This window comes from Bremerella alba, assembly GCF_013618625.1.
In the GTDB taxonomy this organism is placed as follows: domain Bacteria; phylum Planctomycetota; class Planctomycetia; order Pirellulales; family Pirellulaceae; genus Bremerella; species Bremerella alba.
Map to the genome: position 1 here is coordinate 51065 of NZ_JABRWO010000020.1, position 12146 is coordinate 63210.

The window sequence follows — 12146 nt, forward strand, 5'->3', positions numbered from 1 at the left end:
TGATGGGTGTGACTAGGCCGCTTTCGCGGTGGAACGAGACGCGCGACGCGAGGGAGACTTCTTCTTCTCTTTCCAGCCGTCTGAAGCAATCGCGTTGACGACTTCCTGACTGTGCGAATCGATCTCCATGATCAAGCGATCGACACGACCCGAGAAAAACAGGTATGCGATCAGCGCCGGCAAGGCGACGGTCATTCCGGCCGCCGTTGTGAGTAGCGCCTGGCTGATGCCGCTGGCCAAAAGCTCACGCTGGCCGGTCGCTTCTCCATTGGCGGCAATCGCGTTAAAAGCACTAATCATGCCCAGCACGGTCCCCAACAATCCCAGCAGGGGGCTGATCGTACTGATACCGTTGAACAGTCGCAAATATTGGCGAAGCCGCTGCGTGACACGTTCCCCGGCGTCGAGGATTGCCTGGTCGACTTCAACACAGTTGCGTCCCCACTTTTTTACGGCGGCGGCAAAGACTTCCGCGACGGGGCTTTGATTTTCTTCGCAAAGCGCGAGGGCCTGATCTTGATCGATGCGACCATCTTTGACTTGCTCGATAAAACGCTTCACGAACGGTCGCGGAATCACGCGTCCGCGTCGCAGACTAATCGCGCGCTCGAAGACAAAGACCAGCAGCATGAACGAGCATAGCCCGATCGGATACATGAGCAATCCACCGTCATGAAATACCTGTAGCAGGTTTTTCGTGGGGATGGGGCTCTCTTCACTGAGCGCCGGTAGACCAGGCGGAAGAGGTGCCGGTTCGACCGCCCCTTGAGCCATTAAACTAGAGGCCCAACACCCCCAAACGATTGTCAGCAGTGCACCATAGGCCAAAGATCGGTGAAAGCGTGAGGCGAGCATCCATTCTACCCCATGACTGATCATTTACTTGGTCCTCATTCCATCCCGTTGAGCTTGCTGGGTGCGCTGACGCACGACGCTCAATCGTGTTTCCGCCTCTGGGGCAAAAGGTGAGTCCTCGAATTCAGTACGTACTTCCGTGTAGTACTGCGTGGCCTTTTCCCAGTTCTCTTGGATCTCGTGGCACTTGCCGATCTGTAATAAGGCAGCCGCTTTCCACTTCGGGAACGCTTCGTAATTGGTAGCGACTTGAGCATAAGCCCGAACGGCCGCATCGTAGTTCTTTTGATGGAAGAAGGTCTCGCCAATCATCCACTGAGCCATCGCCGCCGTTTCGCTTTGGCGTGCTGTCGGCGATTGAACCACCTTCGCGTACGCAGCACGTGCCTGTTGGAACTCGCCCTGCCGAGCCAGGCATCGGCCCATCAAGTAGTCGAGTTCATGAGTCTGTGCAAAATCAGGATAATCCTTCTCGATTTTCAAAGCCTTTTGGTAGGCGGCTTCCCAATCGTTTTGATGAGCGAGGATCTGAGCGAGCCGCATCTCGGCAATGGGCAAGCTTTCCAGGTCACGGCCCATGTTGTCGGTCAGCATCTGCTCGAATTGGGTCTTGGCTTCCTCGAACTTCTCGCTGCGAAAGCGGGCTTCGCCCCCCCAGAACATGGCCATGCTGTGCAGAGGTTCATCGGCGACATGCTCGGAAACAGCGTCCATGTGAGGAATCGCGGCTTGCCAGTTGCCGGCCTGCACTTCAACCTGGCCCAACATGTAGCTGCCAAACATGGCGACCTTGCTTTCGCCTTTTTTGTCGAGCAGCTTCTGTAGATAAAGACGTGCTTTCTCGATATCACCGGCACCCAGTGCGGCTTCGGCGATGCGGTAAGTCGAGTCTTCCCACAGATCACTATCTTGGAACCGCTGATGGATCTGATCGAACGCTTCCAGAGCCTGATCCTGCTTCTTCTGATCCATGCGAACCCAGGCCAGGCGATACCACAGGTCTTCTGCCGGCAGCACGTCAGGTTGACTTTCCGTGAGCTCCATCAGGATGGCTTCCGCCTCGGAATCTCGTTGCAGCTGATCGAAAAGCGAAGCACATCGCAGCTTGGCATGAGCAGCCAGGGGATCCTGGGGATGATGCTTGGCCAATTGTTGATAGCGTCCGATGGCCAGCTCGACGTCAATTTCTTCCATCTGCTGGGCCTGCTGATACATTGCCCCCACGGCCAACGCACTATTGGGGTTCTTCTCGAGAAGTTGATCGAGGGTCTTCGTGGCAGCGGTTGCATCCGAGGTAGCCAATTGACACCAAGCTAGACCGGCCAGACCTTGTTCAACAAACGTTTCTGAATTTTCGTTGGCGGCTAATTCCTGATAGAGCGTCTTAGCCCAAGCGATTTCCCCGCTGCGAAAGGCCGCCCCAGCAATTTGCGTTACTTCGCTTAGGTAGGTCACGGTGGCAATCTGTCGACGATCGACTTGGCTCCAAGCCTCTCTCGCGTCTTCTACCTTATCGCAGTGGAGCAGTGCAGTCGTGCGGCGAAGCTGGACGAGATTGCGGTGTTCGGTCGCGGTCAAATCTTTGAGCGAGCGATCCAGAACGTCGACGGTGTTATTCCACTCTTCGTTTTGGCTGTGGATCAATCCCAACAGCATGAGCGACATACCGCGGTAGGGTCCTGCCTGGATCGACTCAGTGGATTCAAGTAACTGCTTCGCTTCTTCTTTTCGCGAGAGGGCAAAGAGCGATACGGCCAGCAAATAGTTCCGGCGATCTGCCTGGGCAGCCTTTGCTTCGACCTGCGGAAATTCCAGCTGCAAGACCTCAATGGCTTTCGCGTGGGCGTCACTTGCTTGCAACTGGGTCGCTAAGTTCATCTGAGCGAGAATGGTCAACGAATTGGGCGACGATCGCTTCGACAACTGCTGCCAGGCAACCTGAGCCGCGGCCAGGTCTTGGCCTTCCAAGTGAATTCTTATCAGCTGATACAGTGCCTCGTCAGTCCACGAAGAATCGGGCCAGGCTTCGATCTGCTGGGTAAGCAGCGCGACAGCCTCGCTGGTGTTGCCCTGAGCGAGGGAAATCTTAGCCAACAGATAGTGGATCTCGTCCTGGAACTGCGGCAAAGACTTGTTTGTCTTGAGCTGCTCCAGGCGATCGACCGCGTTCGGCCAATCACGAACTTGATAGTATGTTTTGGCAATCCAGAAGCTGGTCTGATCGGCAATCTCAGGCTGATCCTTGGCGGCAAGTTCAAAGCGATCGACGGCTCGGCGATAGTTCCCGGCCTTGAATTCTGCGATGCCGGCCTCCAATGCGATGCTACCGGCAGCGTACTTTCCGGGGTGGTCTTTCAAGTCGATCAGCAATTGTTCGTAAGCAAGCCCTGCTTCTTTCCAGTCACCCGTTTGACCAAAACAACGCGCCAGTCCCAAGCGAGACTCCACCGTCATGCTGGCGGAGGTCGCTTCTTTGACCGACTTGCCGTACATCAAAATTGCGTCGTTCCAGCGTTTATCCTTGCTCGCGATCTCGGCAAGATAAGGATAGGCGTGAGAGATCAGCTTGCTATTTTTGTATTTGCTCTGAAAGATTTGAAAAGCGTTCTTCGCAGCATCGTTCTGTCCGGAAAGAAAGTAGCATTCGGCAACACGGAATTCAGCGTGTTCCACGAAGCTATGCTCCGGTAGCTTACTTACAAAAAGCGTGTAGGCACGCAGCGCTTCTTCACTCCGCGACAACTGAACGAGCGACTCTCCGCGGTAGAAGTGAATGACACCTACCTGAGCGTGATCTGGCTGCTGAGCCAGAAATTGATCGAACGCGTCAATCGCCTGCTGCCAATCACCCCGCGCATAATGAAACGAGGCAATCCGATATTGGTCAGCTGCCTGGTCCGCTTGGACCATAGCACTCCCGGTCGCGACCAGGGCGAATACAACAACTAGCCAAAGCTTTTGAAAAGAGGGTCTCATTCCTTGAACCCGTGCAGCATTCTCAATCCATGAGAATTGGGAGCGTGTCGCGGAGAATCATATCCGCAAGCATCGCATTACTGAATAGCGGTCCTGGCCTAAGTGCCGGGACCTCTCTGTCTCCCTTTAGAAAATCGTCCTGCCTGAACCACGGAGTTTACCTGAATTCACGCCAGCACGGGCGATTTTTAAGAACGCCGAGAAATCCGAATCACTGCTAGCGGCGATTTATGGAATACGCCTAGTAACTCGCACGAAAAGCATCGGCATGCTTCTATTAACCCCCCCAAAAAGAGAAAGCCCCTTTCGACCATCGGAAAGGGGCTTCATCGAATGGATTCCAAGCTATTCTCGAAGAACTACTTCGACTCAGGCAGCGACTTGACTCGCAACTTGCGAAATTCGACTTTGTCGCCGTGTCCCAAAAAGCCGATGTGCCCGGTCGAACGTTTCAGGCCAGGATGATCGTTTCCATCCAGCGTGGGATTGCTGCGAATCTCTTCCAGGTCGACCTTAAGGATTTCGGTACCGTTAAGAACGACCTTCACCAAATCGCCATCCACGGTCACTTCCTGCTCATTCCATTCACCAACCGGATTCAAATGACCCCGTTTCGCTGCTGCCAATCCGTAGAGCGAACCATGGTACTGATATTTCTTCAGATTCTCGTACTTCTTGGCGGTGTCGTCCAAAATCTGCAATTCATACCCGTTGTAGGCGGTGTTACCGGAGAGGGGCGCTCGGATTCCCAGGCCGTTATTCGCCCCAGGTGGCAGCTTGAATTCAAATCGCAGAACGAAGTTGGCGTACTCTTTCTCGGTGTAGATGTTTCCGCCGCCTGCGGTTGGATCGCAGACGATGCTTTCCTCTTCGACCTTATATCCCTTGGTGTTGCCCACCCAACCGTCGAAGTTCTTGCCGTTGAAAATCGGGACGAAGCCGTCTTCAGGCTCGGCGGCGAAAACAGAAGAGGTCGGACCAACAATCAACAGGCCCAATAGAAGGGAAGCCAAAAGAGTTCGCATTGTGTGAATCTCGTCAGAAGGTGTGGAAATGGAGGCGGGTCACATTAAGAAATATTATTTTGCGCGAGATATCAGCTCGCGTCAAAGTACAAAGGGGTCTATTTTTAAACCATTCGCACTACGATTTGCCTGACATCCCGCGAGAGACAACCGGACAGCTAATCGGCCCGAGACCGACGCCAGGCACTGGGTGTCACGTCGCGCATTTTGCGAAAAGCACGATAGAAAGTAGAAAGCTCAGCAAAACCACACTCGAACGCGATCGATGTAATCGGGCGTTCGGTCGTTTCGAGTAGCCGACAGGCATGCTCGACACGCAACTCTTGCACGTAGTTCAGCCAAGTCTGCCCTGTCACCCCTCGAAACAACTGAGTAAACCGACGCCGGGGGATCCCAATGCTGCTCGAGGCTTCGTCGATCGTCGTGGCTTCAAAAAAGTGGGTATCCAGGTGGCGAATGTAGGCCACCATCTCGTCGACTCCAGGCTCTTGAGACAGATCGGTCAAGCCATCCGACTTGTCGACCCGATGACTTGAAATCAGCGAGAGGGTCTCCAGTCCGTTTGAAACCATTGCCAATGGCGTTAATGGACTATTCTGCAGCTGCTGATATAGCAAACGCCGCAAACGTCGCTCGATCCGTTGTGCGAAATGCGCCTGACGCGGCAATAACCCCAACGGCAACGCTGAAACCGCTTGCGGGTCGAAGGAAAGCAGCGACCGATGCACGCACAGGACGTAACACGAAATCGGTGAATTCGGCGAGTCTTCTACGCGATTCTTACGACCCGGCAGAACCACCACCATGTCTCGCGGCGCCACCTCGTAGCGATCTTCCGCTACATGGACGTAACCGCTGCCTGAGATGACGTAAACCACCTTCACGAAGTCATGGACGCGAAACTCCATCTCGAAGTCTGGGCCATGATGACTTTCGAGAATCAAGACACCCCACGAGGGGAGGGTCTCTTCCAAGGCGCGATTTGTCAGTGAATGCGTCAAATTCAACATGGGCCCTAGGCTGGCTCGATGGGGAGAAACGCTCCCTAACCTAACTCAAATCGGCATTACTATAACCCAGATTCGGCGATAGGTGAAACATCGGGCGAGTGAATTCATCAAGATAAATTTCAGAGTGAACCAAAAAAAGCGTCGGATCCATTTCGGATCCGACGCTTAAATATAGTTCGTCTTGAGCCATTTGCAGCTTACAGAGGCGATTGCTGCGTCGGACCAACCGGGCCAGGCAGATCCTCTTGGACGTTGCCAACGCGGTGCAGGTGATTATGGTCGATGTAGATCACCTCGCGAGTATCTTCGTCTCGCAGGGTGTGCGGAATCGGCCAGCCAATTCGCTTCACCTCAGTGTAATACACCGTGCACTTGTAGTGAGCATGATGCAGCTGAACAGGGCCCACCAGCGGCATGACGCGTGGCGGATCGATGTAGTCAGCGATCTTTTCCTTGGTGATCCGAACGTTGTTACGTTGAACCTCGTGCAGGAACGGCAGACCACCTTCGACGGGGCGTGCACGTTCTAGGGCTCGCATCACTTCGTCGTCACTTGGCGGATCCAGTGCAACGTGTGGAGCTCCTGGCGGAATCGGCGGAAGAATCGGTGCACGGTCATAACGCTCGTGCACGTGGAATTCATCTTCCTTGTTGTCCATGTAGTATGGGGACACGGGAATCGGGAACAGCAAAGGACCAAAGTATGGGCCTTGGGTCGTACAACCGGTGCTGCTCAATGCGGACAACCCCACACCCAAGATCAAGCTGAGCTTAAGAATGCTTCGTTTCATCGTTTTCCTCAATGCCTTCCTGGGCGATATAGGGCTGGGCCCCTATCAATCCGACCCACCGGATAACCACTTCCTCCATGAAGTGGGCGCTTATCTGTAGTTAGTTATCGTGTGAAGCTGTAACAAACTTGCGGCTTTTTCCGTCTGGCTCGAAAATTCCAGCATTGCCGCTGCTAGCATGCCACGTTTCACATTTCACGCGGTCAAATTCGCCACGCATATTGCATAAAAAAAGCCTCCGCCGGAAATGCGAAGGCTTGAGGGGGCACTCGATGGCCGAGCCTCGCCCGCGGTTTGCGAGCGAGGCAAACATCTCCCTTAGAAGGAGTTGTGGCGACGGGCCTTGAAGTCCAGCGTCCACCAGCCATCTTTCCATTCCATTTCGACCTTACGCCATCCCAGCGGGACTTGTGGGTAAGGATAGAACGGGCCGATGTAAGGCCAAGCTTGCGGCGAGTACTGACGCGGATAGGTTACAGCCGCGTAGTTCGGGTGAGCCGCATAGGCAGGCCAGGCGTAACCAGGCATGTGCGGGTGGTCGTACCGAGATGGTCGGTAGTGACCGTAGCCGTACTGTGCCGGGTAGTATGCCGGAGGAGCGACGGTCGCCATAGGCTGTTGAGCCATATGAGCACCGGCGTTCGCTGCGGCAGCATTGTTGTTGGCAGCAACCTGGTAAGCAGGAGCTTGAGCCGGGATCGGTCGAGGCTGGCCAGATGGAACTGGCTTCAGCTGACGAATCGGAGCTGCCGGAGTTGGCTGACTGGCCAACACGCTCTGCTCTTCACTTGGCTTTTCAGCACTGACCGGCTGGACCGGCGAGAAGCTAAATTCACCCTGTGGTTCGAGCATTGGCTCTTCGATGGCTTGTGGCACCGATGGCATCTTCTGAGCGACAGCCTGAACCATAGGCTTGGAAACCGGTTCAGCTGGCACCTGACGAGCAGGCTTGCTCAGATCACCGGCGGCCAGATCACGCGGAGCAGATACCGGCTCGGCAGCTTCTGGCTGAGCAACGACGTTGCCTTCGATGCGAATACCATCGACAACGCGTTGGACACCGGAAACACGACGAGCGATATCGATCGCCAGATCATGCTGGTGAGGGTTCGAGACGTGGCCTTCCAGCCAGACGACCCCTTCTTCCACTCGCAAACCAATATTGAAGCCTTTAAGGCTCCCCTCAGACTTTTTGGCTTGCATCTGCTTAACAATGGACTGGGCAATTTCGGTATCCCCACCCATCGTAATCGCAGGCACGGCCATAAAGGCCGCGATGATCGCCAAATGAATTAGACGTGACATCGTCCCCCCTCCTAGGAAATTCATCTTCACGCGTTGATTACTGCTATCCAGCGATTGGTTCCGCAACGGGAAGCGGCCGAAGCTGGAATCTGTATTCAATCTACAGGATTTGATCGCAATAGCGCAGAGACCGCTCACAGCGGTTCTGCCTTCCCTTAATTCGGCTAACGATTGGTCTAAAAGGCAGTGTTTTTTCGATTTTGCCAGTTAAAAGGCCCGAATCTCGATCCCAAGGTTTACCTAACCCGCACGACCGGCGCATAAAAAAAGCCTGCACTCTTACGTGCAGGCCTTCTTCTTATTGCAGGATCCGCAGAAGCTTAGTGATGCTTCGGCTTTCGGTGCGACTTGAAGTCGAGGAACCAGTAGCCGTCGTCCCATTCCAGGGCAACATGCTTCCAGCCTGGCGGAATCTGTGGGTAGGGGTGATACATCCCAGTATATGGCCAAGCTGCAGGAGCACTGGTCTTGGGATAATCCATCGCACCATAGTGCGGATGACCACCGGGAACCGGGCCCTGATAGCCTGGTAATCTCGATTGATGTTGATGATGGAACATGCCCTGATGACCGTAGCCCGGTGGGCAATAGGCTTGGCCATAACCACCTTGAGCATAAGCCTGAGGCGGCATGGCCTGCCCATGGCTGATAGGCATGGCTTGTGGGCCACCTGCGGCAGGCATGGCCTGTTGCGACATGGCTGTCGCGGGTAACGCGAAGGCACCCAGCACCAATGCTAATTGTAAGACCGACAAACGCATCGCATTCTCCCGATAGTGCGCGGCAATGTTTGCGCGATACCGAGCGTTTCAGGAGTACATGCTTGCCATTGTTGGCCAGCTAAACACCATCGCTCGGGTCATAGACATAAATTGACCTAGAGGGTGTTTCGGCAGAATGCCACGTCCAGAAGTAGAATTTTTTCCAATTCTAACAGTCGTAACGCAATTTCCGAACGATTCGATCGTGCCAGCAGGCACGCCAACGGTGTCAGATCTGCCGAGTTGGCTTGGTCGCGCTGGGCTCAAACACGCAGGTTACCGCCAAAACAACATAGACAATGCTGCCTGCTAACCAGAAACCCGAGCCATTGATGATCTCATGAACCAGATGCACCGTAAGCACTAGGAAGCATGTCACCGAGGTAAACTGAGCTAACTGCTGGCTGGCAGATTCACGAGCAAAGCGAACCCACACCACGCTTAACATCACGCAGAAAAAGAGCAGGGCAGAAAACCACCACACCTGCGGAGGCATATGATAAGGAAACATCCGCGATCCAATCCTTGGGAATATTCTTCGAATTCATTTCGAGAAGGCCAAGTTTTACTAAAGCCAGCCCAATTCCCAAATACGTATTCGAGTGCATTTCAAATATAAAGGGCACGTCACGAACCACGCGACGTGCCCTTGGGTTGTTATCGTCATCCATCGACCAAAACTATTTGATCAACTTACCCAGTTCCGTATCGAGCTGCGAGATATGCAGACTGCGGCTGATGACCTTTCCATCGGGCCCCACCAAAATCGTGGTAGGCAGGGTCAAGACACCCATTTCGATTGCGTAGCGGCTATCGAGCCCCCCCTCTTCGTACAGCTGAGGCCAGGCTAGGCGATTGGCTCCGAGGAATTGCTTGAGGTCCTCTTCACTGGAATCCAGGCTCACACCCACGACCTGAAAACCTCGGGCACCGTACTTGGCCTGCATCTGACGAATAACGGCCATGTCTTCTTTGCACGGTTCGCACCAGGTTGCCCAGTAGTGCACCAACAGGGCACTGCCTTTAGCACCCGAGGAATCGAGCTTCTTGCCATCGACGGTCGTTCCACGAATGACAAATGGCTGGCCAACAGCATCTAGGCGTCGGATTGCTCCGCTGGCCTTATCGCCGAGGATCGTGCCCGAGAAATCGGTACGGATTCGGCTGTACCATTTCTTCGCGTCGTCTTCTTCGCCAGCAAACTCGTGTGCAATTGCCAGCTGCATCATTGCCTCTGCCGCGTCAGGACTCTTCGGGTAGGTATCAATAAAACCCTCGAGCTTGGCCAGCCATGCTTCCTGAATCTTGGCGTAATCGGCCTTCGGATCCTGAAATTGCTGGGTATAGCCAGCCGACATCTCGCGAAAACGAATATAGGAAGCCAGATCGCTCTTTGGGGCCTGCTTCTCGACTTCATCGGCCAGAGATTGAAGTTGATCGAGCCCCTGACTCAGCTCGCCCGTCTGAATACCGCCACTCAACGCATCGGCGAGTTGCTTGATCCAGTTTTCTCGCATTTCATCGTCATTCGCAGCCGCGATCACCTTTTTGATGACCTGCACGCGGTCCATCGCCAACTTTTCACGCTGATCGGCTGTCGTGGCCTCGGCCATCTTCTGATCAAGGTCCTCCAGCTTGGTCAATATCTCTTGGATTTCACTCCCGGCAGCCATCCCGGCCTGTCCAGCGGCAGGGTTTCCAGAATAACTGACCGAGAAGAAGTACCCTTGAGGGTTGGCAGCCGCTACGTCGTCAGCCCCAGGAGTCCCAGTGGGAGCCCCGATTAAACGCCAAGCATCGCCAATTCGGACAAGCGTGCCGAGTTCGAGCTGGCCGTGTTCGCCCCCCTGATCCAGCATTGCGATCGCGTTCTCGTAGACGACCAGATCCTTAGAAACGCCATCGGTTCCGGCAGGCACAATCCCAGGTCGCGTCGCGCCGAAATGAACCCATTTAGTACTCTTATCGATTAGCTTTTGTTGACGAGCCCAGGCAACGAACTGCTCGGCCCCGTTATCGACCTTGTCGGCAACTTCCTTTGCCCGCTGACCGGTAAGCCCTAGGGACTTGAATTCGGCATCGTTCGGCAAAAGGGCAGCGAAACGATCCGCATCGCCTGTTTTCGCTGCTTCGACCAGCTCGGCGGAAACTTCTTCGGCCGAGATCATCTTCCACTGGTCAACCAAGCCGTCTTCGTCTTGATCGAGACCCCACCGTGTACCCGCCATGCCGAGCCAACGATACTGATCGGCCTTGCCGTTGAAATCGGTATCTATATCGCGGTAGACCTCGACGCCGTCGTTGTAATAGGCCCAGAAATCGACCTTCTTGTCGTTATTAGTATCGAGAAATACTCGCAACCGCTCGCCATTAGGGCCAGTGACAACCCAACCGGTCGCTTGCCCCACCTTTTCCGCCCCAATATTGCACTTGGGGATTTGATTGGCGTCTGGCGTCTGATATTCGACGTTCTCTTGTATGGGTTGCAGCTGCAAAGCCTGTTCTGCAGTCGGTCCGGCGGCGATTACCGAAGTTCCACAAACCATGCTTACGCCCAGGGCCATCGCCCAACGAGCCTTATGACTCTTCATTCCAACCATCCTTGTCTCTAAAAATGCAGCAAATGCTTGTGAAAGCAACTCTTCATTGCTTGTGATAGCTACTGACGATTATCCACAAAACCACCAATGAAATCATCATCAGTTTTTCGCTATCCGAACAACGACCTTCCCGTGAACATTTCCCTGTCCCAGGGGTCCTTAACGATAAAGTTCTGTCTATACGTGGGCTATATTCTGAGGGTTCCTTAAGAAAACCGCCGACCCCGGTTTGACAGATCTCGAACCGCCGATAAAATTTGCTATTTCCCGTTCGGGGCAATAGCCTCGATAGGGCGTATAGCTCAGTTGGTTAGAGCGCGTCGCTGATAACGACGAGGTCCCAAGTTCGAATCTTGGTACGCCCACTAGACGACTCCAGGAACTTATCCTAGAGTAGTCGATCCCAAGGAAATGGGGCTGTAGCTCAGTTGGGAGAGCATCTGCTTTGCAAGCAGAGGGTCGCAGGTTCGATCCCTGTCAGCTCCACTTTTCGAGGCCAATAATCATTGCGATTTGCGGCCTCAAAAAAATCTCGCGAAACTTTTCGCGGGGCCCTTTACAAAGCAAATTTGCTGAGTAAACTTTGACGCTTCCCCAAAGGGAAACCTCTTCAACTGATCGCAATGAAAAGGAGTTCATTGAACTCTTTTACATTCCGCTCAGCGGAAGACGACAAGGCCTGCAAGCCGAGTCGAAAATGATCTTTGACAATTTGGTTGGTAGATGGCATTTTGCGTAGCAAGGTGGATATCAAACTTCGATTTGCCTCGTGCAGATCGTGGTTCAGATAAAAGCTTTGTTGCGACATAAACGATGCAATTTC

Annotated in this window: 10 protein-coding genes and 2 tRNA genes; 2 read left to right on the forward strand and 10 right to left on the reverse strand. The window is 54.0% G+C overall.

Annotation, left to right across the window (positions count from 1 at the left end):
• Positions 1–12: 12 nt before the first annotated feature.
• From HOV93_RS24410 to HOV93_RS24450, 9 genes are all read right to left on the reverse strand, one after another.
• The gene (locus HOV93_RS24410) at positions 13–879 is read right to left on the reverse strand and encodes a MotA/TolQ/ExbB proton channel family protein (protein ID WP_235990972.1); all 867 of its coding nucleotides are present in this window, start codon (positions 877–879) and stop codon (positions 13–15) included.
• Complete coding sequence (locus HOV93_RS24415; protein WP_207399172.1) at positions 880–3831, reverse strand: tetratricopeptide repeat protein; 2952 nt, start codon at positions 3829–3831, stop codon at positions 880–882.
• 359 nt (positions 3832–4190) lie between these two features.
• A complete protein-coding gene (locus tag HOV93_RS24420) occupies positions 4191–4856 on the reverse strand; it encodes a 3-keto-disaccharide hydrolase (RefSeq protein ID WP_207399173.1) in 666 nt (221 codons plus the stop codon).
• 158 nt (positions 4857–5014) lie between these two features.
• Positions 5015–5866 carry an AraC family transcriptional regulator gene (locus HOV93_RS24425; protein ID WP_207399174.1) on the reverse strand — a complete coding sequence of 284 codons (852 nt, stop codon included), beginning with the start codon at positions 5864–5866 and terminating at the stop codon, positions 5015–5017.
• Between the two features lie 197 nt (positions 5867–6063).
• On the reverse strand, positions 6064–6657 hold the full coding sequence (locus HOV93_RS24430; protein ID WP_207399175.1) for a hypothetical protein: 594 nt from the start codon (positions 6655–6657) through the stop codon (positions 6064–6066).
• Positions 6658–6975: 318 nt separating this feature from the next.
• Positions 6976–7962, reverse strand: coding sequence for a BON domain-containing protein (locus HOV93_RS24435; RefSeq protein ID WP_207399176.1), 987 nt, complete (start codon positions 7960–7962; stop codon positions 6976–6978).
• 320 nt (positions 7963–8282) lie between these two features.
• Positions 8283–8723, reverse strand: a complete 441-nt coding sequence (locus HOV93_RS24440; RefSeq protein WP_207399177.1) for a hypothetical protein — start codon at positions 8721–8723, stop codon at positions 8283–8285.
• A gap of 229 nt (positions 8724–8952) precedes the next feature.
• Positions 8953–9234 (reverse strand): hypothetical protein, encoded by a 282-nt coding sequence (locus tag HOV93_RS24445; protein WP_207399178.1) that lies wholly within the window; start codon positions 9232–9234, stop codon positions 8953–8955.
• Between the two features lie 169 nt (positions 9235–9403).
• Complete coding sequence (locus HOV93_RS24450; protein WP_235990974.1) at positions 9404–11314, reverse strand: redoxin domain-containing protein; 1911 nt, start codon at positions 11312–11314, stop codon at positions 9404–9406.
• Between the two features lie 300 nt (positions 11315–11614).
• Between HOV93_RS24450 and HOV93_RS24455 the strand changes: the two genes are divergently transcribed.
• Both HOV93_RS24455 and HOV93_RS24460 read left to right on the forward strand, forming a co-directional pair.
• A tRNA-Ile gene (locus tag HOV93_RS24455) sits at positions 11615–11688 on the forward strand.
• A gap of 48 nt (positions 11689–11736) precedes the next feature.
• A tRNA-Ala gene (locus HOV93_RS24460) sits at positions 11737–11809 on the forward strand.
• 124 nt (positions 11810–11933) lie between these two features.
• On the opposite strand, the gene HOV93_RS24465 is transcribed toward HOV93_RS24460, so the two are convergent.
• A partial coding sequence (locus HOV93_RS24465; protein WP_207399179.1) for a hypothetical protein occupies positions 11934–12146 on the reverse strand: 213 nt, incomplete at its 5' end.

Excerpts from the sequence above, each read along its gene's own strand:
- HOV93_RS24440 (WP_207399177.1), bottom strand. The coding sequence starts at position 8,723 with ATGCGTTTGTCGGTCTTACAATTAGCATTGGTGCTGGGTGCCTTCGCG.
- HOV93_RS24425 (WP_207399174.1), bottom strand. The coding sequence starts at position 5,866 with ATGTTGAATTTGACGCATTCACTGACAAATCGCGCCTTGGAAGAGACC.
- HOV93_RS24415 (WP_207399172.1), bottom strand. The coding sequence starts at position 3,831 with ATGAGACCCTCTTTTCAAAAGCTTTGGCTAGTTGTTGTATTCGCCCTG.
- HOV93_RS24445 (WP_207399178.1), bottom strand. The coding sequence starts at position 9,234 with ATGTTTCCTTATCATATGCCTCCGCAGGTGTGGTGGTTTTCTGCCCTG.
- HOV93_RS24430 (WP_207399175.1), bottom strand. The coding sequence starts at position 6,657 with ATGAAACGAAGCATTCTTAAGCTCAGCTTGATCTTGGGTGTGGGGTTG.
- HOV93_RS24410 (WP_235990972.1), bottom strand. The coding sequence starts at position 879 with ATGATCAGTCATGGGGTAGAATGGATGCTCGCCTCACGCTTTCACCGA.
- HOV93_RS24435 (WP_207399176.1), bottom strand. The coding sequence starts at position 7,962 with ATGTCACGTCTAATTCATTTGGCGATCATCGCGGCCTTTATGGCCGTG.
- HOV93_RS24450 (WP_235990974.1), bottom strand. The coding sequence starts at position 11,314 with ATGAAGAGTCATAAGGCTCGTTGGGCGATGGCCCTGGGCGTAAGCATG.
- HOV93_RS24420 (WP_207399173.1), bottom strand. The coding sequence starts at position 4,856 with ATGCGAACTCTTTTGGCTTCCCTTCTATTGGGCCTGTTGATTGTTGGT.